The following is a 25,112-nucleotide window of genomic DNA, read 5'->3' on the forward strand; positions in this document are numbered from 1 at the left end:
CTTCAGCCGAAGCGAGTAAGCTGGAGGGTATGTCAGACATGGGGTCCGCTGCTGCCAGCGAGACGAGCACGCTCAGCTACGAACAGGCTCGTGACGAACTTATTCAGGTCGTCAGCCGACTCGAACAGGGCGGCATCACGCTCGAAGAGTCACTCCAGCTCTGGGAACGCGGCGAACTGCTCGCGCAGCGCTGCGAAGAATGGCTCCTTGGCGCTCGCCAGCGCCTCGAGGCCGCACGAAACTCAGCTGCACCGACGGAGGCCGGCAACTAACAATGGCGAAGAAGTCCAAGGCTCCCGTAGTAGTTGCCGAGCTCGGCAGGCCCGAAACCGCCTCTGAGACGGCGGCACGCAAAGCCGAAAACAGCCGACTGTACAAGAGCCGCAAGACCGTCAACAACCTGGTCTTCTCGCTGCTCGTGAGCTTCGGACTCATGCTCGTCATCTACTTCATGATGCCGCAGAGCACCGGCGACTTTGATCAGCGTTCGGTCGACGTCGCGGCAATCGCTGAGCAGTCAGGCCCAGGCCTCAACGACAACCTTGCGGTTCCCGCCGTTGACGCGGGTTGGAAGGCAAAGTCGGCCAGCCTGAAGCACGAAGATGGCTTCTACGTCTGGCGTATTCACTACACCACGGCAGACGAGGCATACGCCTCCGTCACCCAGATCTTCACGGAAACCGGCGAGCCCGTACTCGATGTTCCCGGTGTTGAGACCTACCTCAACACCGAGGTGCTTGAGGCACTCGCCCCCACCGGCCAGGAAACCCTCGCGGGCACTGACTGGACGCTCTACGACTACCCCGACCGGGCAATCGACAAGAGCAACATCCGTTTTGCACTCTCAGGCGCTGTCGGCAACGACGCGGTCATCGTCTCCGGCACTGACACTGCCGGCACCATTCGTGTGCTCGCCACCCAGGTCATGGACTCGCTCACCGAGCCCACTGACCAGGCGACGGGCGGATCCGCCGAAACACAGTAAAGGAAGCCGCATGACCGCACCACGCGTAACACCGCAGGAAGCTTGGGATACCTTCATTGCAGGGAACGACCGCTTCGTGAGCGGTACGTCGAACCACCCCAATCAGAACGTCGAGCGACGCTCTGAGCTGGTGAACCAGCAGTCACCAGACGTTGCGCTCTTCGGTTGCTCGGATTCCCGCCTCGCTGCAGAGATCATCTTCGATTGCGGCCTCGGCGACATGTTCATTGCCCGCAACATGGGGCACGTCGTCGCAGAGTCGATCACCGCATCGATGGAGTACGCCGTCTCTCACCTCGGCTCGGCACTCATCGTTGTGCTTGCACACGATTCGTGTGGCGCGGTCGCAGCTGCGATCGACCAGACCACCCGTGAACCCGGCGAGGTCAGCCCCGCCGTGCGCAACACGCTCGCACCGATCCAGCCCGCTGTGCAGGCGCTCTGGCACCGCGATCACCACGAGTCGCCCTACGTCGTTCCCGGCGAGATCGACGCGAACACCGTCGGCCGCCTGCACCTGCAGTCGACCGTGAACGAGCTACTCCGCAACTCGCCGACCATCAGCGCCGCGGTTGACCGCGGTGAGGTCGCAGTTGTGGGCTGCCAGTACCGCCTTCTCGAAGGCCGTGCAGTGCCATACACTGCTGTTGGTCGACTCAACATCGAGACCAGCGACCTGATTGGCTAATTAGGCCTCACACGCTTTTGTAATTCCCCTTCTTTCATCTCGTCAAACAAAGGATGACAGTGACCGAACAGATCGAATACCGCATCGAGCACGACACCATGGGTGAAGTGCGCGTTCCGAAGAATGCGCTCTACTCGGCGCAGACCCAGCGCGCAGTTGAGAACTTCCCGATCTCAGGCTCGGGTCTTGAGCCTGCACAGATCGTTGCGCTCGCACGCATCAAGCGCGCAGCCGCAATTGCCAACAAGGAGCTCGACATCCTCCCCGCAGACATCGCAGACGCGATCGTTGCAGCGGCAGACGAGGTTATCGGCGGCGCACACCACGACATGTTCCCGGTGGACACCTACCAGACCGGCTCGGGCACCTCGTCGAACATGAACATGAACGAGGTTCTCGCGAACCTCGCAACCAAGCACCGCGGCGATGCAGTGCACCCGAACGACCACGTCAATGCTTCGCAGTCGTCGAACGACGTGTTCCCCACTTCGGTACACATCGCTGTGACCGGCGCGCTCATCGAGCAGCTCAAGCCTTCGCTTGCACACCTCGCTGAGGCACTCGAGGAGAAGGCTGAACTGTGGAAGACCGCAGTCAAGCCCGGCCGCACCCACCTCATGGATGCAACCCCCGTCACCTTCGGCCAGGTCTTCGGCGGCTACGCTGCACAGATTCGCTACGGCATCGAGCGCATCGACGCAGCTCTCCCCCGCGTAGCTGAGGTTCCCCAGGGCGGCACCGCTGTTGGCACCGGCATCAACACCCCACTCGGCTTCCCTGAGAAGGTTATTGCTGAGATCGCAGCTTCGAGCGGCCTGCCCATCACCGAGGCACGCAACCACTTCGAGGCACAGGCAAACCGCGACGGCCTCGTCGAGGCTTCGGGCGCGCTGCGCACGATCGCTGTTTCGCTCGTGAAGATCAACAACGATCTTCGTTGGATGAGTTCGGGCCCCAACACCGGCCTCGGCGAGATCCACATCCCCGATCTCCAGCCCGGCTCGTCGATCATGCCCGGCAAGGTCAACCCCGTTATCCCCGAGGCAGTCCTCATGGTCTGCTCGCGCGTTATCGGTAACGACGCAGCAATCGCTTTCGCTGGCGCTTCGGGCACCTTCGAGCTCAACGTGCAGATCCCCGTCATGGGCACCGCACTCCTCGAGTCGGTTCGCCTGCTCTCGAACGCTTCGGTGGTTCTCGCAGACAAGACCATCAAGGGCCTCGAGGCAAACCTCGAGCGCGCTGCGGCACTCGCTGGCATGAGCCCCTCGACCGTCACCCCGCTGAACCGTCTCATCGGTTACGAAGCAGCTGCGAAGATCGCAAAGCACTCGGTTGCCAAGGGCATCACCGTGCGCGACGCGGTAATCGACCTCGGCTACGTCGAGCGTGGCGAGGTCACCGAGGCTGACCTCGACAAGGCACTCGATCTGCTCTCGATGACTCACCCGGGTGTCGCGAAGTAATTTCGTTTTCCCTGTGTCGTAATTCGTCACACGAGGAGCCTGGTTACCGTTGCGTAACCAGGCTCCTTTTGCATAAATGGCTACTCAGCGTCACATTTTCCTGATCACACTCTGAGCGCAGACCGCGCAATGCTCAATGTTCCGTTGCCGTTCTGGACTACTCTAGAAACCATGACTGATGCGCGCGTAGTGAGAACACGGGCTGCCCTCCACCGGGCCGTACTGAACCTCGCGAGCGCAAAACATATCAGCACCGTCACCGTTTCTGAGCTTGCCGCTGAGGCTGGCATCAACCGTGTGACGTTCTACAAGCACTACGCGACCCCCTCAGAAACTCTTGCCGATGTCATTGGCGGGATGCTCGCTGAAACTGACAGCGGTCGCGAGACGCGCAACGCATACGCCGACGAGTCGACGCCTCGCATCCTTGAGATGTGGGCGGGCTTCACCCACCTCGTCGACCACGTTGAAGACAACCACGAGCTCTACCGTCTCGGCTTCGAGGACCCCCTCGACGGCACCGTACGCGAAGCACTCACCAAGCACGCCTACGAGTCGCTGCTGTGGCACCTTGAGCTGCGCCGCAACTGGGCAACCACCCCCGCAGACATCGACATCGACATGGTCGCTTGGGTGCTCGCAAGCGCGCTCGCAACTGCCATCGGCTACTGGCTTGGCGACGCCTCATTTACCCGCGAAGATCTGCGTGCCAACTTCGGTGTCGTGTACCCCGAGTGGATGCGCACCGAGCCCGATGGAACTGTGCTCGATCGCGGCGCGCTGTTCCCGCCGCTGCGATAGGCACTGTTCTGAGCTCTTGGTGCTACCCTGCGTTGGCGCCACCCCCGCGAGGCTTTGGCGCTCAACCCCGCGAGATCGACCGATTCTGTCGAGATGGGGTCATTCTTGCGCATGAAAGTGCCAGTTTCGGCAGAAACCCCCTGTTTCGAGGGGTTAGCTCGGGGTTGGGGCGAGTTTTAGGCCTATGTTCGCTGGGTTGGCCCCCGCAACCCTCGTCTCGCTGCTCCCGCCGCTAGGCCAATGCGTGGCGTTGGCGCTCAGTTTCCGCGTCTGGGGCTCTGCTATGGGAGAGAAAGGGCCGGCCCTATGGCCGGGCGTCTTTTCCCCTCACCACGGGCTTTCGGATGGCTGAGCGAGCTGTGTAGGCACGGGCTGGTGACTAAGGCACTGGTCGGCACAAGCAGTGCATTCACCATTGGCCCCGTGCAGCGCGCCGAGCACCCCGCGAAACAGGCCCACAAATGCACAGAGGGCACTTTCAAACAATTGAAAGTGCCCTCTGTGCCAGAAACCCCGAGTCTTACGGGGCTAGCAAGCGAAAAGTAAGACTAGAACGCTGCGATACCGGTCAGCTCGCGGCCGATGACGAGCTGGTGTACCTCGTCGGTGCCCTCGTAGGTGCGCACCGACTCCAGGTTCGCCATGTGGCGCATCACGGGGAAGTCGCTCGTGATGCCGTCGCCACCGAGGATGCCACGGCAGGTGCCCGCAATCTTGATCGCTTCACGCACGTTGTTCAGCTTGCCGACCGAGATCTGGCCGTACGAGAGGTTGCCTGCGTCCTTGAGGCGGCCGAGGTGCAGCGCGAGCAGCAGACCCTTTTCGTACTCAACGAACATGTCTGCGAGCTGCGCCTGGATGATCTGCTTCGAGCCGATCGGTGCTCCGAAGACCTGGCGGGTCTGCGAGCGCTCAACAGCGACCTCGAGGCACGAGCGTGCTGCGCCCATGACGCCCCAAGCGATGCCGTAGCGTGCCTCGTTCAGGCACTTGAACGGCGACGAGAGACCCTTCGAGCCGGGGAGGATCGCGTCGAGCGGCAGGCGCACGTCGGTGAGCTCGATCTCGGTCTGCAGCGAGGCACGCATCGAGAGCTTGTTCTCAATCGCGGTTGCCTTGAAGCCGGGGGTCTCGGTGGGCACGACAAAGCCGCGCACGATGCCCTCTTCGTCCTTTGCCCAAATGACACCGACCTTGGCGATGGTTGCGAGGCCGATCCAACGCTTCTTGCCATTGAGTACCCACTCGTCGCCGTCACGGCGTGCGGTGGTGAGCATAGTGTTGGGGTCCGATCCGCCCTGCGGCTCGGTGAGGCCGAAGAAGCCGACAGCCTCGCCGCGACCCATTGCGGGCAGCCACTGCTGCTTCTGCTCTTCAGAACCGAACTTGTAGATCGCGCCCATTGCGAGCGAACCCTGCACCGAAAGCGCCGTGCGGAAGCCCGAGTCAACCGCCTCAAACTCCATCGCTACGAGGCCGTACGCGACCGACGATGCACCCTTCAGGCCGTAGCCATCCATGTACATACCGAAGGCACCGAATTCGCCAACCTCGGGCAGCAGCTCGACGGGAAGACGGCGGTCCTCAAAGGCCTGGTCGATGATCGGCTTGATGCGGGTCTGCGCGAATTCGCGCGCCTTCATCTGCCACTCACGCTCCTCTTCGGTCACGAAGTCGGAAACGTTGAACAGCTGGTCAATCGTGGTGGTCATGATGCTCCTTTGGCTCACTACCGTGTGAAATGCAGGTGATGTTAGGGAAGAACGGGGCGCGGATCGGTGCCTAGCGCGGCAGCCACTCCGCGTTCTGGTGCTCGCCAACGCGCGGGGGCGGGGTGCCGTAGCGCGGGGGCGTTGCAGAGAACGAGATTGGGGTGGCAACTGAGCGGAGGGTTCGTTCGACACCCTCGTCATCCAGTGCGTGCGTCTCGGCTACGGGTTCGAGGCCGAGCGAGTCTGCGAGTTCCAGCGCCTGCGCGATCGTGTTCACGCGGCCTGCGGGAATAACCGCGGCGGTGAATTCTTCGATCCACTCCGCTGCGGGACGGGTCTTCAGGCGGACCTCGAGCGCCTCGCGGAGGCTGACTCGGTTCGCCACGCGATCCACGTTCGTTGCGTAGCGCGGATCAGTCGCCAGCTCAGGAATACCGAGCACGTCACACAGCCGGGCAAACTGGCCGTCGGTGCCCACTGCGAGCGCGATGGCCTGATCCGCCGCTGCGAAGGTCTCGTAGGGCGAAATCGACGGGTGGGCGTTGCCCATACGACCGGGCGAGACGCCCGTCTCGAGGGTCGAAGAAGTCTGGTTCGCGAGCGCCGAAAGCAGCGATCCGAGCAGGGTGACCTTGACGTGCTGGCCGCGGCCGGTCATGTCGGTGCCGGGGGTCTCACGTGCACGGAGTGCGGCCTGGATACCGATGACCGAGTTCAGACCGGTGAGAATGTCGACGAGAGCGACACCGACCTTGGTGGGCTCGCCACCGTCGGCGTCGGCGCGACCGGTGATGCTCATGAGTCCGCCGACGGCCTGGACGAGCAAGTCATAACCGGGAAGGTTTTTGCCCTCAGCATCGCCGAAGCCCGAGATCGAGCAGTACACGACACCGGGGTTCTCGGCTGCGACCTCGTCGTAGCTCAGGCCAAACTTGGCCATCGTGCCCGGCTTAAAGTTCTCGATGACCACGTCAGCGGTGCGCGCGAGTTCGGCAGCGCGTGCCTTACCCTCTTCCGAGCGAAGATCGCAGACGACCGAGCGCTTACCGCGGTTCACGCCTGCAAAGTAGGTGCTCTGGCCGATTGCGTTCGTCGGCGGGTTCCACTGCCGAGTGCCGTCGCCCTCTGGACTTTCGATCTTGATGACGTCTGCGCCGAAATCGGCAAGAATCATCGTGGCGTGCGGACCCGCGAGAACTCGCGAGAAGTCGGCTACTCGAATGCCGCTGAGCGGCCCCTGGGATGCATGTACGTCGTCGGTCACATCTCCAGTGTACGTTTGGCCTCGACGTCATTGTGTGACAAAGTGCACAACTTGTTTCGTATCAACTGTGCAATGATGGCAGCATGGCTACACTGTCGCAGCTCCTCGCGATTCCCAGTTTGGGGCTTCGCCTCATCCAGGCTGGCCGCCGCGATCCTGAGCTCACCTGGGGATCCGTGACCGAGCTCCTCAACCTCTCGGAGTATCTCGAGGGTGGCGAGATCATTATGACGACGGGCCTCGCGCTCGATGGTGATGATCCGCGCTGGCGTGACTTCGTTGCGAGCCTCAGCCGAGCGCAGGTCGCCGCGATTGGCTTCGGCATTGGCGTGAATCACGACCAGGTACCGGCGCAACTCGTGCAGGCAGCAAGCACCTACCAGGTGGCCCTCTTCGAGATTGCCCTTCCGACGCCGTTCATCGCGATCAGTAAGGCGATCGCCGAGCTGTTGCGCACTGACGAGCTTCGCGAGACGCGCAATGCGCTCCGCATCCAGGAGCGGCTCCTCGACAGTGCCCGCAGTGAGCAAGAGCCGGCGGCCGTGCTCGCGAGTATCGCGCAGGCAACCGGGCGCCAGCTTGGCGTCGTGAGCAATGACGGCAGTGTGCTCGCAGCCACCGGCGGATTCGCAGCCGCACAAACCGCAGCCCACGGAGCAGCCCCAGGCTCGGTGCAGGCGATGGAGCAGGTGCCCCTCAACTCCGCCGGATCGCTCCAGCTCCACATCTCAGGCGGCACGCCGCTCTCCCCCGAGGGCCGCTCGGTCATCGCGGCGGGCGCGATCGTCCTCGGGCTCGGCATCCGTGGCAGCAGCGCTGCCGAGGCGCGCGAACGTCAGCAGTGGGCACGGCTCACCGAGGGCCTCCTCACCGGGACCCAGGCACCCGCCGCGCTATCAGTACTGTTCCCCTCGCACCCGCTGCCGGAGACCGTGCGCGCGGTTGCCGTGCAGGGATCCGCCGAAGATCTCGTCGAGTGGCGTTCACGGTCGCGCTCGGGATTCGAGCGCCTCATCACTTCCGCGTTGCCACATATTTCCGCGCCCGGTATCGCACAGGCCTGGCAGCTCGTGTCTGACACGCCAGCTGCCATCGATGCCGCGGTCTCTGCCGCGCACGCGCATGGCCTCGACGTCGTACTCGGGCGGCCCGTTGCCGCTGAGGATGCGCCGCTGAGTCGGCGATCCGCGCTCGCCAAGCTCCCGACGCTGTCGACCACCGCGCCCCTCTACATCGCCCCGCGCGTGCCAGAGACCATCTGGGCGGATCGCACCTCCCCCGTCCTCGAAACCCTCATGACGCTGCCGGGTAGCGCCGCGGACGGCGGGGTCGCTGGCGGCTACCCCGCGCCAAGCGCCGAACTTGCCGCGCGCGTGCTTGGTCCACTCGCGCGTGAATCAACGGAGCTCACGGTGGCGGATCGCGAGACGCTGCGAGTCACCCTCCGCGCCGTGTTCGAGGCCGACGGTCAGCGCGGCCCGGCTGCCACAGCTCTCGGCATTCACCGAAACACGCTGCGTGACCGCATGCAGCGGATCGAGCGACTCATCGGGCGCTCACTCTCGGAACCCGACGACCGAGCCGAGATCTGGATCGCGCTGCGCCTCGAGGAGCAGACCTTTGCGCAGTGAGGTGATGTGCCGGGCAATTGCGTGGCCCGTCCCGAGGATTTTACTCAAGCGTCATTCGCACCGTGGCTCGCCATTCGAGGCCGCTCGAAAGGTCGGTCTGCAACAACCCATGCCCGTCTGAGCCGAGGCAGGAGGCCGCTGGGTAGTACCTGCTTAATAGATCACCACACGCAGCAATGCAGAGAAGCAGGGCTTGCATTGAATCGGCTCCAAAGATTCTTTGACGTACAAAGAGTTTCTCGTCGGGGGCCCATACCTCGTAGACAAATTCCGCGTACTCGGAGTCCTCATCCGGCGCATGGTGCGATCCGTTCACGCACAAGATCACTATCTGCACTGGCCCGTCAGGAGTATCAACGGTACGACTAGCTACGGTCTCCATCACGTGAGTTTGCACGACATGATGTTGTATCGCAAGCGTTGACAGGTGATGGCCGTCAGCACCCTTCAACAGCGGCCGAACGCTGTTCGATGCAAGAAACCGGACAGGATGTCCGAGAAGCCACTCAGAACGCGCTGTTCAGAGTTTCCTTCAAGTCTGCCACCGGCCAAACCCGTTCAAACACCCCGTTTTGTGTGACGCGCCCCTTCTTGACGGGGTTGAGTCAGCAGGCGGAGGTGAACTCAAAAGTGTGCCGTCTAGTACAACAAGAACTGCGCGGAAGCCTTGCTCGTGGTCCCAACGACCGCAGTGCGCAGGTGGTAGGTCGCGCCGTCGCCAATCACGTCGTCGCGCGTGATGTCACACGTTTCGGGATCTGAACGGGTGCGGTCCCAGACAATGGGTTCGGTTTCGAGCGGCTTGCCTGGCACCAGGATGATCTGGCGCTTGGTCTGATCAGTCTGGCAATCGGTCGAACGCCAGACGATATCGTCACCACTGGAGACTTCAAACGTCATCGCGGCGGTGCCGAGGTCAATGATGCACTCAACTTCGCTCGTGTTCTCAACGGTCAGTGAGAGCTCCGGAAGCTCGCCAGGATCGTACGAGTCGTGGTCGACCACCGCGGTCACCATGACGCGCGCCTGAGCGCACGCATCTGGCTCGCCTTCCTTCTTCTCCGTCGCGGACTTCTGCTTCTCCTGCGCGGTGATGTCGGCTGGCACATCGACCTTCTGCGCGCCAGAACCGGAGCCGCTGGAATCAGAACCGCCGAACACGCCACTCAACGACATGATGAGCAGCACGATGAGCGCAATGACGATTAGCAGGCCGCCGAACACGACGATCCGCCGACGACGATAGACACTCTTGTCCAGGCCACCGGTCGGGGCCTGTCCTGGGGTCTGTCGCGCATTGCCTGGCATGAATTCAGGCTACCGCGATTACGCAGAGAGGCGCTTGATCATTCGCGTGTTGCCGAGCGTGTTCGGCTTTACACGGGCGAGATCCAGGAACTCCGCGATGCCCTCATCCGTCGAGCGCAACAGCTCGGCGTACACGTCAGCCGCAACGAGCGACTCGTTTTCTTCGACCGCAGAGAAGCCGTGGCGCTCGAAGAACGTGGTCTCAAACGTCAGGCAGAAGAGCTGCTCAAGACCGAGCGCGCGTGCGCGGTCTTGGAGCGCATCGAGCAGCATGTGCCCGATGCCCTTGCCAAGCCACTCTTCAGAGACGCCAAGCGTGCGTACCTCACCGAGCTGCTCCCACATCACGTGCACTGCGCCATAGCCGACAACGTTTTCGTCGCCGTCGACCGCAACAAGAAATTCGGGAACTGCCGCGTACAGATCAACAAGATCTTTACCGAGCAAAATACGTCGGGCAATCAGCGGTTCCATAAGCGCCACCATTGCGCGCACGTCCTGCGTGCGCGCCTGGCGAATGGTTACTGCCGATGCCTGAATTTCCATGAGCTGAGTCTACTCTTTCGTGTGATTGCTCGGATCCGCCCCCCTTCAGGGGACAGCGATGGGAGGCGGATCCAGACCTCCCGCAGCAGGGAACGCAAGAGGCCGGCACCCCCGAGGGGATACCGGCCTCTTGCAACTGGCTAGCGGGTGAGCCTTAGTCGGTCGCGCCCGGGGTGGGTGCGGTCGATGCTGCGGCTGCGGCTGCGGAAGCCGACGATTCACCGTGAGACTTGGGGTTCGCGCTCTTGGTCTCGAAGGTGAACTTGCCGCTCTCCTCCTCGATGTCGACCACGACCGTGTCGCCGGCGACGAGCTCTGCACCAAGGATGCGCTCGGAGAGCTGATCCTCGATCTCGCGCTGGATCGCGCGGCGCAGCGGACGTGCACCGAGCGCGGGGTCGTACCCCAGGTCAGCAAGGCGCTCACGAGCGGCCTGCGAAACCTCGATGTACATGTCGCGATCGAGCAGGCGATCCTTGAGCTGCTTGACGAAGAGATCGACAATCTTGAGGATCTCGGGCTTGGTGAGCTGCGGGAAGACAATCGTGTCATCGACACGGTTGAGGAACTCGGGCTTGAAGTGCTTCTTGAGCTCTTCGTTGACCTTGCCCTTCATCTTCTCGTAGCCGTGGCGAACGTCGCCCTCGATCTGGAAGCCAACCGGGCCGCCCGCAATCGCGGTCGAGCCGAGGTTGGTCGTCATGATGATGACGGTGTTCTTGAAGTCAACGATGCGGCCCTGACCGTCAGTCAGGCGACCCTCTTCGAGGATCTGCAGGAGCGAGTTGAAGATGTCAGGGTGAGCCTTCTCGATCTCATCGAACAGCACGACCGAGAACGGCTTGCGGCGCACCTTCTCGGTGAGCTGGCCGCCCTCTTCGAAGCCGACGAACCCGGGAGGGGCACCGAACAGGCGCGAAACGGTGTGCTTCTCGCCGTATTCCGACATGTCGAGCGAGATGAGTGCATCTTCGTCGTCAAACAGGAACTCAGCGAGTGCCTTCGCGAGCTCAGTCTTACCGACACCGGTAGGACCGGCGAAGATGAACGAGCCCGAGGGACGCTTCGGGTCCTTGAGGCCTGCGCGCTGGCGGCGGATCGTCTTCGCGAGCGCCGAGATTGCTTCGTTCTGGCCGATGACGCGCTGGTGCAGCGCCTCTTCCATAAAGCGGAGACGCGAGGTCTCTTCTTCGGTGAGCTTGAAGACGGGGATACCGGTTGCCTGTGCGAGCACCTCGGCGATGAGTCCCTCATCGACCTCAGCGGCCGACTCGACGTCACCCGAACGCCACTGCTTCTCCATGCGGAGACGCTCAGCGATCAGCTTCTTCTCTTCGTCGCGCTTGCCGGCAGCCTTCTCAAAGTCCTGCTCCTCGATGGCCTTTTCCTTGTCAGCACGAACGACCGCGATCTTTTCGTCGAACTCGACGAGCTCGGGCGGGCTCGACAGGATTGAGAGGCGGAGGCGTGCGCCTGCCTCATCGATGAGGTCGATTGCCTTGTCCGGGAGGAAGCGGTCCTGTACGTAGCGATCAGCAAGGTTCGCGGCAGCGACGATTGCACCGTCGGTGATCGACACCTTGTGGTGCGCCTCGTAGCGGTCGCGCAGACCCTTGAGGATGTTGATGGTGTGCGGCAGCGACGGCTCGTTCACCATGATCGACTGGAAGCGGCGCTCAAGCGCTGCGTCCTTCTCGAAGTGCTTGCGGAACTCATCGAGCGTGGTCGCACCGATGGTCTGCAGCTCGCCACGTGCGAGCAGCGGCTTCAGGATGTTTGCTGCGTCAATCGCACCCTCGGCAGCGCCAGCGCCAACGAGCGTGTGGATCTCATCGATGAAGATGATGATGTCGCCGCGGTTGCGAATCTCCTTGGTGACCTTCTTCAGGCGCTCCTCGAAGTCACCGCGGTAACGGCTACCAGCGATCATCGACGACAGGTCAAGCACGTAGAGCTGCTTGTCCTTCAGCGTCTCGGGAACCTCGCCCTTGACGATTGCCTGCGCGAGGCCCTCGACGACTGCGGTCTTGCCCACGCCAGGCTCACCGATCAGGACGGGGTTGTTCTTCGAGCGGCGCGAGAGGATCTGCATGACCCGCTCAACTTCCTTCTCACGGCCGATGACCGGATCAAGCTTGCCGTCGCGAGCTGCCTGGGTGAGGTTGCGACCGAACTGGTCGAGCACCTGCGAACCCTTGGTGTCGTTCTGCTGCTCGGGAGCGCCAACCGTGGCGTTCTCCTTGCCAGCCTGGTAGCCCGAGAGCAGCTGAATCACTGCCTGACGGACACGGTTCAGGTCTGCACCGAGCTTGACGAGCACCTGAGCGGCAACACCCTCGCCCTCACGGATGAGGCCGAGCAGGATGTGCTCGGTGCCAATGTAGTTGTGGCCGAGCTGGAGCGACTCACGGAGGCTCAGCTCAAGCATCTTCTTCGCACGCGGCGTGAAGGGGATGTGACCGGCGGGCGGCTGCTGGCCAGTGCCGATGATTTCGGTCACCTGCTCACGCACGGCATCAAGCGAGATGTCGAGCTGTTCAAGCGCCTTCGCGGCAACACCTTCACCCTCGTGGATGAGGCCGAGCAGAATGTGCTCTGTGCCGATGTAGTTGTGATTCAGCATCTTCGCCTCTTCTTGGGCGAGAACGATGACGCGGCGAGCGCGGTCTGTGAATCTCTCAAACATCGAATACCTCCTGTTTCCGGGGACACATGGCGGTAGCCTCCCGGTCGATAAATCCAGGTTACGCGGTGATATTGCGGCGTGGGGATTTGTTCGCCAGAGGCGTGCAAGCTTCCCTCAATTCCCCCGGGACGCTGTCCGGCTCGTGAACAGCTGGCAACGCACGGCGAGCGAGGATGCGCGGATCACGCCAGCTATTTACCGTGCTGCCATGCAGCGATCCCGAGAAGTTTCTTCGCCAGTCGGCGTTGTCCCACCGACGCTTGCGCTGATCCGCGCCCTGAAACCGAGCCTTGGTCCGAGCGAGAGCGCCGTGGCGGGGGTGATTCTGGACCGTTGCGCCGAGATTCCTGACTGGTCAACACAGGAGCTTGCTGCGGCAGCGGGGACCTCCGCAGCGACGGTTGTGCGGGCGTGCCAGCGGCTGGGCTTTCGCGGGTATCAGCACCTGCGGCTCGAGCTGGCGCGCGAGGGCGCTCCCCTGCAGTCAGCTGGAACGAGCGCGAGCTTCGATGCCGTCACGCAGTCATTCACCGGAGCACAGGAAGCGCTGCGGCTGAGCGCTGCGGCAATCGACCGCTCGACTGTATTGCGAGCGGCGCAGACGCTCTTGAGCGCCAACCGGATCATGTTCACGGCGAACGGGTTCTCCGCCCCACCGCTCCAGGACGCGGCTATGCGATTTGCGACGGTGGGCCGCCCCGTCGAATCACCGCTCGATATTCTGGCGCAGCAGTTCACCGCGCACACCCTCGGCCCAGATGACGTCTGTCTGGCCCTGACGCACTCCGGCGCCAACGCGCACACCCTGGCGACTGTGCGCGCGGCGCAGCAGGCCGGCGCCACCGTCATCGTGGTGTGCAGCTATTCCCACGCACCGATTCCCGAGCTAGCAGACACTGTCATCGCGACCGGGTCGCGCAGTGCCCAGCAGGCCGTTGACCCGTTTTTCTCGCGCGTGAATCACTCGGTCGCGCTCCACGCGCTCCTCACCGCCTACACGGATCTCGCCGGCGGTGGCGACGCCGCAGGCATGTTTGACGTCGTCGCGACGGCGCTTTCCGACTCCGCCGACTAGCAAGTTCACAGCCCGCCCCGAGTCTTCACTCCGGGTTCCCTCCCGATTTACCGAGCGGTCACATGCGCCCGTGAGAGTGATTCCTGTAACGCATTTCATTCCGCATGAAACGGCGGTGCATCACGAATCACACGAAGAATCTGGAGACGCACTTGGTGAACGAGCTCACCCTGCAGGGGACTTACAACGCACGCAGCATTGGCGATCCGCGCGCCCCCTGGCTCGTGCGCACCGCGGCGGTCGACGCGCTCACCGCGGCCGACGAACACCAGCTGCGCGACCTCGGTGTCACCCAGATCATTGACCTGCGCGAGCCCTCGGAGCACGCGCCACGCAGTCACTCACTCCCGGTCGTCTCAGTGCCGCTGTACGGCGCTGCCCCGCCTGCCGATGGCACGCTCGAAGCGGTCTACCTCGGCCTCCTCCGCAACAACGGTCGGGCACTCGCTCTCGCGGTCACACAGCTCGCGGTCGCAGAGGGAGCAAGCCTCGTGCACTGCGCAGCTGGCAAGGACCGCACCGGACTCGTCGTGGCACTCGCCCGGCTGGCCGCTGGCGATGACCGTGCGACGGTTATGGCCGACTACGAGCTCTCCGGCGACCGGGTGCGCCCGCAGCGCATCGACCTGGTGACACGTCAGCTCAACGGCCTCGGAATTGCGGGCGCGGATCGGGCAGCCGCCGAACGGCTCCACCTCGACAGCCCCGCCGCAGCCCTTGGCCTCGCGCTCGATGAGCTTGACGCGCTCGGCGGCGCCACCGAATACCTGCTCGCGCACGGCACGCCGCGGGAAGCACTCAGTGCGCTGCAGTCCCGCGCTCTCGCCGGAGCAGTCCGATGAGTCGCGCGACCGGCCGGTTCACGGTACTGCACCTCAGCGATGTACACGCGACGGAGTCTGGTGAACTCTACGGTGCGGTCGATGGTCTCGCGCGCCTCCGCAGCGTGAGCGACTACGCCACCGAGGCGGGCATTACCCCGGAGATCGTGCTCATCACGGGCGACCTCGTGCAGCGCGAGAATCCCGGCGCCTACGCAGCATTCGAACTCGCGTGCCGCCGCCTCGAGCACGAGCTCGGTGCGCCCGTACTCACGGTGCTCGGCAATCACGATGATCCGATCGCGGCGCGCACGCTCACCGGGCACGAGACGAGCCACTTCGGCGTCACGCACATCGAGGACTTCCGCATCGTTCGGCTCGATTCCCACACGGGCAGTCTCGGGGCCGAGCAGCTCACCTGGCTTGCTGACACGATCCGCGCCCCGTATGGCCGTGGAACGATCATCGCGATCCATCATGCGCCGCTTGATTCGCCGTTGCCGGCGCTCCGCAAGCAGGGGTTGCGCGATGCTGACGAGCTCTTGCGCGTGCTGCGCGGGAGCGACGTGCGTGCGCTCCTCGCTGGCCACTTTCATCACCCGCTAAGTGCGACCGCCGATGGCATCCCGGTCTTTGTCGGTCCGTCGCTCGCCTATCACCAGGTGATGGACGCGGATCCCGACTCTGTCGCCGGTCACGACTCCCCCATGTTTTCGCTCGTCAGGCTGACAGCCCACGAGGTCAGCGTTGCGACCGTGAGCCTGTGTGAACCACAGCCGCTCTTCCGGAAGCCGCTCACCCCTGCGGCGAGCGCATCAGCTTCCGCGGCGCTTGCTGAGCGTTGACGGTTTGTTCTTTCTGTCTTTCCCGTACATCTCATTTCTTGTTATTTAGGAGAACCACATGATTCGCAAGCACGCTTTCGGTGCGATTGCCGCGCTCACTCTTGGCACGATCGCGCTGACGGGTTGTTCGTCGCCAGCTGCTGAGGCCGAGCCGGCGAAGGACGCTGAGCCAGCTTCGCTCACCCTGTACACCTCGGAGCCGCAGGAGAAGATTGACGAGCTCGTCTCAGCGTTCGGCACCGTGCACCCCGAGATTGAGGTTGAGGTGTTCCGCGCGGGTACCGGTGACCTCACCGCTCGTATCGCGGCTGAGGAGAAGTCGGGCGACATTGGCGCGGATATGCTGCTCGCTGCTGATGCTGCCACGTTCGAGGATTACGCGGCGCGTGACCTGCTGCTGCAGTACGAGTCGGCTGAGGCCGCAGACATCATGCCTGAGATGGTGGATCCCGAGGGCTTCTACGTTGGCACCCGCCTGTTGCCGACCGTCATCGCGGTGAACACGAACATCATCACTGACGCACCGACCTCGTGGCAGGATCTCACCGACGCACAGTACGCGGGCAAGATTGCGATGCCGAACCCCGATGTTTCGGGTGCGGCAGCGTACAACGCTGCGGTCTGGCTCGACAACGACAAGCTGGGCAAGACCTGGCTTGAGGCGCTCGCCAAGAACGAGCCGCTCATCGCTGACAGCAACGGCCCTGTCTCGCAGGCCGTCGCTGACGGCAGCAACCCGGTAGGCATCGTGGTCGATTCGCTCGTCCGTGACCTTGCGGCTGCCGGTTCCCCCATCGAGGCGGTCTATCCGTCGGAGGGTGTCCCCTACGTCACCCAGCCAGTCGGTATCTTCGAGAACACTGACGAGCCCGAGGCAGCGAAGCTCTTCGTTGACTTCCTCATCAGCAAGGAGGGCCAGGAGATCGCGGCGACGCAGTCGTACCTGCCGATCCGCGAAGACGTCACCGGCCCTGAGGGTGCACCGAAGGTCTCCGACATCACGTTCCTCTCGCCCGATCTTGAGATGATCCGCGCGACCCAGGCTGACGCAGTACAGACGTTCAATGGCCTCTTCCAGTAATACGTTTCCGGTTGCGGGGGTGGCTCGACTGGGCCTCCCCCGCGCTGGGGTGCGTCGCGCTGATGGGCTGACGCTCACACGCGGGGTACTCTGGCTCGCACTCACCGCGCTCGTCGTTGTGCCGATCGGCGCGATCGTCGTACTTGCGGCGACGGGCGGCGGGTGGCGTGAGCTGCTCTCGTCGACGGTGTTCGAGGCAGCGGTGAATTCGCTCGTCTCTGCGACGCTGTCTGGGGCGCTCGCGGTGGTCGTCGGTACGTTCCTCGCGATCCTGCTTGAGCGCACCGATCTTCCTGGGCGTCGCGCGCTCCGTGTGCTGGCGCTCAGCCCCATGCTCATCCCGCCGTTCGTTGGCGCGATCGCCTGGCTGAGTCTGCTCGGCCCAAGCTCTACGCTCAACCGGTGGTGGGAAGCGCAGTTCGGTCAGCCGCTGTGGAACCTCTATGGCGGTGACGGCGTCATCTTCTTGCTCACCCTGCACAGCTTCCCCATCGCCATGATGATCGTGACCGCGGCCCTCAAGCGGGTCCCGGCGGATCTCGAGCAGGCAGCCCGCATCGCCGGGTCCTCAGCGATCCGCTCGCTGTGGGAGGTTACCGTGCCGCTCCTGCGTCCCGCGATGTTGTCGGCGTTCACCCTCGTTGCCGTGGCAAACCTCGCAGACTTTGGCATCCCCTCGCTCGTTGGCTCGCCGGGCAAGTACACGACGCTGTCAACGCTCGTGTATCGCTATCTGCAGTCGGGCACGGTCGAAGATCCCCTCGCGGTGGTTGCCGCCATCGGGTTTGTCCTGCTCGTCATCGCTCTGCTCGGCGTAATTGTCGATCTGTTGCGCGCGCAGACCAGGGTCGAGCTTGACGTGCAGGCCGCTGCCCCCGCGTTGCTCCCGCTCGGTCGCGCACGCGGCCTCGTCGGTGTGATTGCGACGCTGTGCATCGCGGCGCTCACCGTGCTGCCGCTCGTCACCCTTGCGATGCAGGCGCTCTTGCCCGCACCGGGTGTTCCGTTCACCCCGGAGAACATCACGCTCGACAGCTTCACCCGCGCACTCACCGCGTCTGGCACGCTCACCGGTGTCTCGAACTCGCTGTTCCTCGCAATCACCGCCGCGCTCATCTGCGGTGTGCTCGGACTCGCGATCGGCACACTCGTCACCCGCACCCAGTCCCGAGCAAACCCCGCGATGCTCGGGCTCGCGCTCCTGCCGCAGGCAATCCCCGGGCTCGTGATCGCCGTCGCCTGGCTCGTCATCGCGCCGTACATCGGGCTCCGCGATACCCCGTGGATCATCCTGTGCGCCTACCTCACCTCGTTCCTCGCTCTCGTGGTGCAGTCGGTGAGTGCGCCGCTCTCGGCAACCCCCACCACTGCCGAAGAAGCTGCTCGGATCTCAGGCGCCTCCAGGATCCGCGCCCTCTGGGACATCTCGTGCCGCATGGCCGTGCCCGCCGCGATCTCTGGGGCCGTCCTCGTCGGGCTCACCGCGGTGCGCGAGCTCACGCTCTCCGTACTGCTGCTCTCGCCGGGGTCACAGACCCTCGGTGTCGTCATCTTCAACCTGCAACAGGCCGGGGCGTACAACGCGTCCTCGGCGCTGTCACTCATCGTCGCGCTTGTCGGCCTGGCCGGACTCGGCCTCACCGCGCGCACCCCTCGTTAGGTTTACGCATGTCATCTGTCGCCCTTGAATCCGTCAGTCTCGCATTCCCAGACGGCCATCTCGGCCTCGCCGATATCGACCTCACCATCGGTGACGGCGAGTTCATCGCGCTCGTCGGGCCGTCTGGCTCCGGCAAGACCACCCTGCTGCGTGCCGTCGCAGGGTTTGCGCGGCCGACTGCTGGCACGATCCGCATCGGTGATGAGATCGTTGCGAGCGCTGACCGTGCGATTGAGCCAGAGCACCGTGGACTCGGCATGGTCTTCCAGCAGCACGCGATCTGGCCGCACTGGAACGTCGGCCGCAACGTCGCCTACCCGCTCAAGCGCGCTGGTGTCAGCCGCGCCGAGCGGGATCGTCGGGTGGCCGAGGTGCTCGACCTCGTCGGACTCGCTGGCACCGAAAAGCGAAACCCTGCGACGCTCTCCGGCGGGCAACGGCAGCGAGTCGCAATCGCCCGTGCCATCGTCGCGCGGCCTCGCGTACTGTTACTCGACGAGGCGCTCTCGGCGCTCGATGAGCCGCTGCGCGATCGGTTGCGGCTCGAGCTGCGTGCGCTCACACGGGAGCTCGGCCTCACGGTCATTTTTGTCACGCACGACCGCGGCGAGGCGCTCGCGATCGCGGATCGGGTCGTCGTACTCGACGGCGGACGTATCCAGCAGCAGTCCACCCCAGCCGAACTACTCGCGCGGCCCGCGACGCCGTTCGTCGCCAAGTTCATCGCCGACGCGACGATCGTGCCCGGGGCGCTCACACGTCACCGCTTCGTCGCCGCAGGACACGAGCTGCGCGTACCTGCCGAGGTGCTCGGCTCCACACTCGCGTGCGGCGCTGTCGAACTCGCGATCTGCCCAGAGGACGTGCGTGTAGTGGCCGACCCGGACGGACCCGCCATCGTCCGGTCCTCCCTCTTTGGCCGTGAATGTGACGACCTTATGCTCGACTGGGCAGGCCTGTCGCTGCGCAGCCGAGTGAGCGGCACCCGCGCCGCGGTTGGCGATCGCGTGCGCATCGAGATCACCAGCGGCACGCTGTACCCGTCCGACTCCCAGCCGACACCAATGCCCCAACCTTCGACGCAGACGCGCGAACCAGCTAGCCTTGCGGCATGACTGAGTTCACGCCCGCTGATTCGCCTGCCGATCCGCCAGCCGTCATTGCGCTCGTTCGCCACGGTGAGACCGATTGGAACAGCGCCCGCCGTATTCAGGGCCGCACCGAGGTCCCGTTGAATGAGACCGGCCGCGCCCAGGCGCGGGCGACGGGCGAGCTGCTTGCCGCGCTTGATCCGTCAGTCACGTGGCACTCCGTCGTCTCGTCGCCGCTCGGCCGCGCGCACGAGACCGCCGCCATCATCGCGCAGTCCCTCACCCTCACACCCCCGACCATTGACCACGCGTTCATCGAGCGCGACTTTGGTCCAGCCGAAGGCATGGATGTCGCCGAAGCGATGGACCGCTGGCCGGGTCTTGTCATTCCCGGAGCAGAATCCCTCGACGTGCTTGCCGATCGCACCGCCCGCGAGTTCGAGCGCGTCCTGACAACCACTCCCGGCTCGATCATTGTCGCTCACGGCGCCATGCTGCGAGCTGGTTTGGCGCGGATCACCAACACCGAAGTCCCCCGCATCTTGAACGGTGAGATCTGGTTGTTGCGGCGTGAGGTCGCCGGCTTTTCGGTCGAGCGCGCTGGAGCACCCGCGGAGCTTTCTCCAGCGTAAACACTCAGCTTTGCCGCAGTAATCTTAGACGTTCCTGCTCGAACGTCCTGAGATGAAAGCCCGCGCACGATGTCTACTGCACCACTGACTATCCTTGCGCCGGGCATCACCCGAGCAAAACGCATTCCGTATCTCGATACGCTGCGTTCACTTTCGATCATCGCGGTCGTCTTACTCCATGCTGCAGCGTGGGATTGGTATCGCATGCCCGTCACCGGCAGCGACTGGCAGGTACTCAACGCGTACGACAGCCTCGCGCGGTTCTGCGTGCCGGTGTTCTTCATGGTGAGCGGCGCACTCTTCCTGCAGCCCGCGCGCAACATTACGATTCGCTCGGTCTTCCGGAAGTACCTGCCCCGCATCCTCACCGCTTTCGTCGTGTGGTCTGCGTTCTATGCGGTTCTCGGCACATACGGCCCCGGCGGCGACGGTTCGCTGCACACACTCGCCACGCAGTTCGTGCTCGGCCACTACCACCTGTGGTTCCTCTTCGCGCTCGCAGGTCTGTACCTGGTGACCCCGCTCCTACGCCCCTTGGTGGTGGATGGCAAAATCGCCTGGTACTTTGTCGTCCTCGCGGTGATCTTCGCGTCGTTGATGCCCTTCCTCACCCAGCTTCCGTTCGTTGGTCACTTGCTGGCTCAGATACTCGACACGATGCGCTTGAACATGGTGCTTGGCTACAGTCTCTTCTTCGTGCTCGGCTATCTGCTCAGCACGATGCGGCTGACCCGCAAGCGAGTCCGGCTGATCGCGCTGCTCGGCGTCGCCGGCGTCATCGCGACATTCGGACTGACCTCGCTGCTGTCGCTCTGGCGCGGTGAACCTTCGGCGCGCTTCTACGACTTCCTTGCGCCCAACGTCATCGCTTCAGCCGTCGCGGTGTTCGTGCTTGTGCGTGCGTTCAGCACCCACAGCAGCATCGAGGGAACTCCCCCGCACCCGCTCATCGCACTTGTCGGAAAGCTGTCATTCGGCATCTACCTCGTACACCCGTTCTTCCAGTGGCTGTACCAGCAACTCGGTGTGACCGCAGACTTCGCCCCGACCATCATCTCGGTGCCGGTGCTGACCCTGTTGATTCTGGTGCCGAGTGGCGCCGTCGCATGGTTCTTACAACGTATTCCGAAGGTCGGCAGCTACATCAGCTAGCGCGCGGAGTCTCCTGCGGTGGTTACTGCAGCGCGCTCGTCAGTCGTGCGAGGCCGTCAAGCAACTGTGACCGAAGCGGCTGCTTCGACCACTCCTCGATGGTGAGTTCGCGTGAATTGTCACGGTAGTACTCGGTCACCTGGTCGAGGTCACTGATGAAGCTCTCGCCGTACACCACCATGGAGATCTCCATGTTCAGGCCGAACGAACGCTGATCCATGTTGGAAGAGCCGATCACCGCGACCGACCGGTCGACCGTGAAGTGCTTTGAATGCAGAATGTACGGCGGGCGGAACATCCAGATCCGCACCCCGGCCTGCAGCAGCTCCTCGTAGTACGAACGCTGCGCGTGGTACACCATGGCCTGGTCGCCGGTCTCAGAGACGAACAGCTCGACTTCGACGCCGCGCGCGGTCGCTGCACGGAGCGCGTTCATGATCGACCCCTCGGGGACGAAGTAGGGGCTCGTGATACTGATGCGATCCTGCGCCGTGTAGAGCAGCGAAACGAAGACCTGGAGGTTGTTCTCCGCCGCGTAGCCGGGGCCACTCGGCACGATCTGGCAGTCGAGCGTGCCGGGGAACGAAGGCGTGAGTTCAGGCAGGTTCAGGTGTTCAAGGTATTCACCGGTCTCGAGGTACCAGTCGCCCTGGAACACGGCCTCAAGGCCGAGCACGATTGGCCCTTCGACGCGCACCATGATGTCGCGCCAGTGCAGACCGCGGCGAATGTTCGACTTCTTGTTGTAGCTCGAGTCAACGATGTTCTGCGACCCCATGAAGCCGACGCGGCCATCGACCACGATGAGCTTGCGGTGGTTGCGCAAATCTGGGCGCTGGTACTCACCGCGCCAGGGGCGCACCGGGAGCAGGTATGCCCACTCGGCGCCGATGTCATCGAGCGTTTCGCGGGTGCGCTTTGCGCCTGGGTTGCGCACGGCAGAAATATGATCGAGCAGCACACGAACCTGCACACCGCGAGCACGTGCCTCACGCATGGCTTGGAAGATCACGTCGGTCGACGCGTCGTGCACCAGAATGTAGAACTCAATGTGCACGTACTTCTTTGCGGAGCGGATCGCATCAGCCATCCACGCAAACGACCGCTCGTAGTCGATGCACATGCTTGCGCGGTTCCCGCGAAGCATCGGCTGAGCGCCGAGTGAGCTGCCGAGTTCAACAGCGTTGAGGACGCCGATTTGCAGATCCTCTGGGTCAGTCGTGAGTCGACCGCCGTCGATTTCAGAAATGCCAGAGACGAACTTGTTGATTGCCTCTTGCTTCAGCTCACGCTTCTTCGGAAGACGCTTGCTGCCAATGATGAGGAAGAGGATCAGTCCCGGGATGGGGAGCAGAAAAATGGCCAACAGCCAGGCCATTCCGGAGGTTGGGCGGCGGTTTCGGGGAACCACAAACAGGGCAACGATTCGAATGATGATTTCGATCGAGAGGATCGAAATCGCCCAGACGTACGCCCAGTTCACATCCGCCACCACAATGCCCTCCTGACGATACAGTTCCTATCAACTGTATCGGTGGAGGGCAGGGTTCGGCTATTCTTCGCGGGCGGGCAGACCAGCCTTAGCTCGCTCTTCCGTCTCAATCTCGCGATAGATACGTCGTTCTGTACGATCTGCGCGGAGGATGAGTCGAATGACCAGCCAGAAGAAGACACCGATCACGACAGTCGGAATCAGCGACCAGACTGCGTTCACCCACCAGTTATCCATATGTCTAAGCCTAGCCAGCCGCCCCGGGGGAATCCTGTGAACTCGCGACACCGCGTGTCTACGGCAGTAGGCGTTCCCGTTCTTCCCCTCAACCGCGCGAAACAGACGATTTCTGCCGAGATCACCCATTGCAACGCGCAGAAACACCCCTTCTCGACAGAAACCATCAATCTCGTGATGATGGCGACGAGAAGTCGGTAGGCCAGGCGCGCAGCGAGGGCGAGGCCAGGCCTGCCGGGCGAGCCGAGCCACCCGGCCGGGACCACAAGCGCCGCACAACGCAAAGCGCCGCCGGCTCCCACACGGGGAACCGACGGCGCCAGCCAGCAAAGAACTTACTTCACGAGCGGGAAGAGAATGGTCTCGCGAATGCCGAGGCCGGTGAGGGCCATCAGCAGGCGGTCCATGCCCATGCCCATGCCACCCGACGGCGGCATTGCGTGCTCGAGCGCACGCAGGAACTCTTCGTCAACGCCCATCGCCTCATCGTCGCCGCGGGCCGCTTCTGCTGCCTGCTGAACGAAACGGTCACGCTGCACGACGGGGTCGATGAGCTCCGAGTAGCCCGTTGCGAGTTCGAAGCCACGCACGTAGAGGTCCCACTTCTCAACGACACCATCGATCGAGCGGTGGTGACGGGTGAGGGGGCTGGTCTCAACCGGGAAGTCCATAACGAAGGTCGGCGCGGTGAGGCCGTCCTTGACGAAGTGCTCCCAGAGTTCCTCGACAAGCTTGCCGTGGTTGGGAAGCTTCACCTCGACGCCCTCGGCATCTGCAATCGCCTGGAGCTCCTCGACCGAAGTCTTGGGGGTGATCTCCTTGCCGCACGCCTCCGAGAGGGTGCCGTACATCGAGATGCGATCCCAGTTGCCACCGAGGTCGAAGAGGGTGCCGTCTGCCCACTTCACGACGTGCGATCCTTCGCGCTCGGTGCCCGCGTTTGCTGCGAGCGCCGCGTTCTGGATGAGCTCCTGCGTCAGGTCAGCAATTCCGTTGTAGTCGGTGTACGCCTGGTACGACTCGAGCATTGCGAACTCGGGGCTGTGGGTCGAGTCAGCGCCCTCGTTGCGGAAGTTGCGGTTGATCTCGAAGACGCGCTCGAGGCCACCAACCACTGCGCGCTTGAGGAAGAGCTCGGGCGCGATGCGCAGGTAGAGCTCCATGTCGAACGCGTTCGAGTGGGTGATGAACGGGCGAGCCGAAGCGCCACCGTGCATCGTCTGCAGCATCGGGGTCTCAACCTCGAGGAAGTCGTGCGATGCGAAGGTCTTGCGTAGGCTCGCCATGGTGCGTGCACGGGTCACGACGTTGATGCGTGCCTGCTCGCGCTGGATGAGGTCGAGGTAACGCGCGCGAACACGGGTCTCCTCGTTCAGCTCTGCGTACATGTTAGGGAGCGGAGCGAGCGCCTTCGACGCGATCTGCCACTCGGTCGCCATGATCGAAAGCTCACCGCGGCGGCTCGAGATGACCTCACCCTTGATGAACAGGTGGTCACCGAGGTCAACAAGCTCCTTGTACGAAGCGAGCGACTCTTCGCCAACCTCGGCGAAGCTCACCATGCCCTGGATGCGGCTACCGTCACCGGCCTGCAGTGACACGAAGCACAGCTTGCCGGTGTTGCGCTGGAAGACGACGCGGCCTGCAACGCCGACGATCTCTCCCGATGCGGTGTCGGGGGTCTCCTCAAGGTGCCCCCACTGTGCGCGCACTGCGGGAATCGAGGTGGTGACGGGAACAGCTACGGGGTATGCGCCGCCAGCGAGATCACCGGAGGCGTTGAGCTTGTCACGCTTCTCCAGTCGCACCCGCTTCTGTTCGAAGACATCTTCCTCGGTCTCGGCCGGGGTGGTGGGCGCGGTCTGCTCGCTCATGGGCGGGTTCCTCCGTCAAATCGATTTTGAAGCGCGCCGAACACTCTCGTGTCAACGCACCCCAC

The 25,112-nt window shown here is 63.5% G+C and carries 22 protein-coding genes; 14 read left to right on the forward strand and 8 right to left on the reverse strand.

Features of this window, described 5'->3' with window-relative positions; all coding sequences use genetic code 11:
- The first annotated feature begins 29 nt into the window (after positions 1–29).
- The 5 genes from ICM05_RS01935 (at position 30) to ICM05_RS01955 (ending at position 3,940) form a co-directional block, all read left to right on the forward strand.
- Positions 30–272 carry an exodeoxyribonuclease VII small subunit gene (locus ICM05_RS01935; RefSeq protein ID WP_188022854.1) on the forward strand — a complete coding sequence of 81 codons (243 nt, stop codon included), beginning with the start codon at positions 30–32 and terminating at the stop codon, positions 270–272.
- A 2-nt stretch (positions 273–274) separates the two neighbouring features.
- Complete coding sequence (locus ICM05_RS01940) at positions 275–985, forward strand: DUF4245 family protein (protein WP_188022855.1); 711 nt, start codon at positions 275–277, stop codon at positions 983–985.
- Between the two features lie 10 nt (positions 986–995).
- Positions 996–1,673, forward strand: coding sequence for a carbonic anhydrase (locus ICM05_RS01945; protein ID WP_188022856.1), 678 nt, complete (start codon positions 996–998; stop codon positions 1,671–1,673).
- A 59-nt stretch (positions 1,674–1,732) separates the two neighbouring features.
- Positions 1,733–3,139, forward strand: coding sequence for a class II fumarate hydratase (locus ICM05_RS01950; RefSeq protein ID WP_370566758.1), 1,407 nt, complete (start codon positions 1,733–1,735; stop codon positions 3,137–3,139).
- 171 nt (positions 3,140–3,310) lie between these two features.
- Complete coding sequence (locus ICM05_RS01955; RefSeq protein ID WP_188022858.1) at positions 3,311–3,940, forward strand: TetR/AcrR family transcriptional regulator; 630 nt, start codon at positions 3,311–3,313, stop codon at positions 3,938–3,940.
- 548 nt (positions 3,941–4,488) lie between these two features.
- Here the strand turns inward: ICM05_RS01955 and ICM05_RS01960 are convergent.
- On the reverse strand, positions 4,489–5,652 hold the full coding sequence (locus tag ICM05_RS01960) for an acyl-CoA dehydrogenase family protein (protein ID WP_188022859.1): 1,164 nt from the start codon (positions 5,650–5,652) through the stop codon (positions 4,489–4,491).
- A gap of 70 nt (positions 5,653–5,722) precedes the next feature.
- The gene (locus ICM05_RS01965; RefSeq protein ID WP_188022860.1) at positions 5,723–6,916 is read right to left on the reverse strand and encodes a CoA transferase; all 1,194 of its coding nucleotides are present in this window, start codon (positions 6,914–6,916) and stop codon (positions 5,723–5,725) included.
- Between the two features lie 83 nt (positions 6,917–6,999).
- Here ICM05_RS01965 and ICM05_RS01970 point away from each other — a divergent pair, with 83 nt between their 5' ends.
- On the forward strand, positions 7,000–8,547 hold the full coding sequence (locus ICM05_RS01970) for a PucR family transcriptional regulator (RefSeq protein ID WP_188022861.1): 1,548 nt from the start codon (positions 7,000–7,002) through the stop codon (positions 8,545–8,547).
- A 639-nt stretch (positions 8,548–9,186) separates the two neighbouring features.
- Here the strand turns inward: ICM05_RS01970 and ICM05_RS01975 are convergent.
- From ICM05_RS01975 to ICM05_RS01985, 3 genes are all read right to left on the reverse strand, one after another.
- Complete coding sequence (locus ICM05_RS01975; protein ID WP_188022862.1) at positions 9,187–9,855, reverse strand: hypothetical protein; 669 nt, start codon at positions 9,853–9,855, stop codon at positions 9,187–9,189.
- Between the two features lie 18 nt (positions 9,856–9,873).
- Positions 9,874–10,401 (reverse strand): amino-acid N-acetyltransferase, encoded by a 528-nt coding sequence (locus ICM05_RS01980; RefSeq protein ID WP_188022863.1) that lies wholly within the window; start codon positions 10,399–10,401, stop codon positions 9,874–9,876.
- A 154-nt stretch (positions 10,402–10,555) separates the two neighbouring features.
- Positions 10,556–13,087 (reverse strand): ATP-dependent Clp protease ATP-binding subunit, encoded by a 2,532-nt coding sequence (locus ICM05_RS01985; protein WP_188022864.1) that lies wholly within the window; start codon positions 13,085–13,087, stop codon positions 10,556–10,558.
- A gap of 142 nt (positions 13,088–13,229) precedes the next feature.
- Between ICM05_RS01985 and ICM05_RS01990 the strand changes: the two genes are divergently transcribed.
- The 8 genes from ICM05_RS01990 (at position 13,230) to ICM05_RS02025 (ending at position 21,444) form a co-directional block, all read left to right on the forward strand.
- Positions 13,230–14,162: a MurR/RpiR family transcriptional regulator gene (locus ICM05_RS01990; protein WP_353055789.1), complete on the forward strand. Its 933-nt coding sequence runs from the start codon at positions 13,230–13,232 to the stop codon at positions 14,160–14,162.
- A gap of 155 nt (positions 14,163–14,317) precedes the next feature.
- Entirely contained in the window at positions 14,318–15,004 is a 687-nt protein-coding gene (locus ICM05_RS01995; protein ID WP_353055790.1) for a tyrosine-protein phosphatase, read from the forward strand.
- A complete protein-coding gene (locus ICM05_RS02000) occupies positions 15,001–15,828 on the forward strand; it encodes a metallophosphoesterase (protein WP_188022866.1) in 828 nt (275 codons plus the stop codon). Before ICM05_RS01995 ends, ICM05_RS02000 begins: the two co-directional genes overlap by 4 nt.
- A gap of 58 nt (positions 15,829–15,886) precedes the next feature.
- A complete protein-coding gene (locus ICM05_RS02005; RefSeq protein ID WP_188022867.1) occupies positions 15,887–16,909 on the forward strand; it encodes an ABC transporter substrate-binding protein in 1,023 nt (340 codons plus the stop codon).
- Complete coding sequence (locus ICM05_RS02010) at positions 16,893–18,569, forward strand: iron ABC transporter permease (RefSeq protein ID WP_188022868.1); 1,677 nt, start codon at positions 16,893–16,895, stop codon at positions 18,567–18,569. Before ICM05_RS02005 ends, ICM05_RS02010 begins: the two co-directional genes overlap by 17 nt.
- Positions 18,570–18,577: 8 nt before the next feature.
- Positions 18,578–19,684: an ABC transporter ATP-binding protein gene (locus ICM05_RS02015; protein WP_188022869.1), complete on the forward strand. Its 1,107-nt coding sequence runs from the start codon at positions 18,578–18,580 to the stop codon at positions 19,682–19,684.
- Positions 19,681–20,292, forward strand: a complete 612-nt coding sequence (locus ICM05_RS02020; protein WP_188022870.1) for a histidine phosphatase family protein — start codon at positions 19,681–19,683, stop codon at positions 20,290–20,292. Before ICM05_RS02015 ends, ICM05_RS02020 begins: the two co-directional genes overlap by 4 nt.
- Positions 20,293–20,361: 69 nt before the next feature.
- Positions 20,362–21,444: an acyltransferase gene (locus ICM05_RS02025; protein ID WP_188022872.1), complete on the forward strand. Its 1,083-nt coding sequence runs from the start codon at positions 20,362–20,364 to the stop codon at positions 21,442–21,444.
- A gap of 22 nt (positions 21,445–21,466) precedes the next feature.
- Here the strand turns inward: ICM05_RS02025 and cls are convergent, their stop codons facing one another.
- The 3 genes from cls to lysS form a co-directional block, all read right to left on the reverse strand.
- Complete coding sequence (gene cls / locus ICM05_RS02030) at positions 21,467–22,936, reverse strand: cardiolipin synthase (RefSeq protein WP_188023028.1); 1,470 nt, start codon at positions 22,934–22,936, stop codon at positions 21,467–21,469.
- Between the two features lie 60 nt (positions 22,937–22,996).
- Positions 22,997–23,173: a hypothetical protein gene (locus ICM05_RS02035; protein ID WP_188022874.1), complete on the reverse strand. Its 177-nt coding sequence runs from the start codon at positions 23,171–23,173 to the stop codon at positions 22,997–22,999.
- A 335-nt stretch (positions 23,174–23,508) separates the two neighbouring features.
- Positions 23,509–25,047 (reverse strand): lysine--tRNA ligase, encoded by a 1,539-nt coding sequence (gene lysS / locus ICM05_RS02040; RefSeq protein ID WP_188022875.1) that lies wholly within the window; start codon positions 25,045–25,047, stop codon positions 23,509–23,511.
- Positions 25,048–25,112: the final 65 nt, after the last annotated feature.

The organism is Leucobacter sp. cx-42, assembly GCF_014529985.1.
Taxonomy (GTDB): domain Bacteria; phylum Actinomycetota; class Actinomycetes; order Actinomycetales; family Microbacteriaceae; genus Leucobacter.

Excerpts from the sequence above, each read along its gene's own strand:
- ICM05_RS01935 (WP_188022854.1), top strand. The coding sequence starts at position 30 with ATGTCAGACATGGGGTCCGCTGCTGCCAGCGAGACGAGCACGCTCAGC.
- ICM05_RS01940 (WP_188022855.1), top strand. The coding sequence starts at position 275 with ATGGCGAAGAAGTCCAAGGCTCCCGTAGTAGTTGCCGAGCTCGGCAGG.
- ICM05_RS01945 (WP_188022856.1), top strand. The coding sequence starts at position 996 with ATGACCGCACCACGCGTAACACCGCAGGAAGCTTGGGATACCTTCATT.
- ICM05_RS01955 (WP_188022858.1), top strand. The coding sequence starts at position 3,311 with ATGACTGATGCGCGCGTAGTGAGAACACGGGCTGCCCTCCACCGGGCC.
- ICM05_RS01960 (WP_188022859.1), bottom strand. The coding sequence starts at position 5,652 with ATGACCACCACGATTGACCAGCTGTTCAACGTTTCCGACTTCGTGACC.
- ICM05_RS01970 (WP_188022861.1), top strand. The coding sequence starts at position 7,000 with ATGGCTACACTGTCGCAGCTCCTCGCGATTCCCAGTTTGGGGCTTCGC.
- ICM05_RS01975 (WP_188022862.1), bottom strand. The coding sequence starts at position 9,855 with ATGCCAGGCAATGCGCGACAGACCCCAGGACAGGCCCCGACCGGTGGC.
- ICM05_RS01980 (WP_188022863.1), bottom strand. The coding sequence starts at position 10,401 with ATGGAAATTCAGGCATCGGCAGTAACCATTCGCCAGGCGCGCACGCAG.
- ICM05_RS01985 (WP_188022864.1), bottom strand. The coding sequence starts at position 13,087 with ATGTTTGAGAGATTCACAGACCGCGCTCGCCGCGTCATCGTTCTCGCC.
- ICM05_RS02000 (WP_188022866.1), top strand. The coding sequence starts at position 15,001 with ATGAGTCGCGCGACCGGCCGGTTCACGGTACTGCACCTCAGCGATGTA.
- ICM05_RS02005 (WP_188022867.1), top strand. The coding sequence starts at position 15,887 with ATGATTCGCAAGCACGCTTTCGGTGCGATTGCCGCGCTCACTCTTGGC.
- ICM05_RS02010 (WP_188022868.1), top strand. The coding sequence starts at position 16,893 with ATGGCCTCTTCCAGTAATACGTTTCCGGTTGCGGGGGTGGCTCGACTG.
- ICM05_RS02015 (WP_188022869.1), top strand. The coding sequence starts at position 18,578 with ATGTCATCTGTCGCCCTTGAATCCGTCAGTCTCGCATTCCCAGACGGC.
- ICM05_RS02020 (WP_188022870.1), top strand. The coding sequence starts at position 19,681 with ATGACTGAGTTCACGCCCGCTGATTCGCCTGCCGATCCGCCAGCCGTC.
- ICM05_RS02025 (WP_188022872.1), top strand. The coding sequence starts at position 20,362 with ATGTCTACTGCACCACTGACTATCCTTGCGCCGGGCATCACCCGAGCA.
- ICM05_RS02035 (WP_188022874.1), bottom strand. The coding sequence starts at position 23,173 with ATGGATAACTGGTGGGTGAACGCAGTCTGGTCGCTGATTCCGACTGTC.
- lysS (WP_188022875.1), bottom strand. The coding sequence starts at position 25,047 with ATGAGCGAGCAGACCGCGCCCACCACCCCGGCCGAGACCGAGGAAGAT.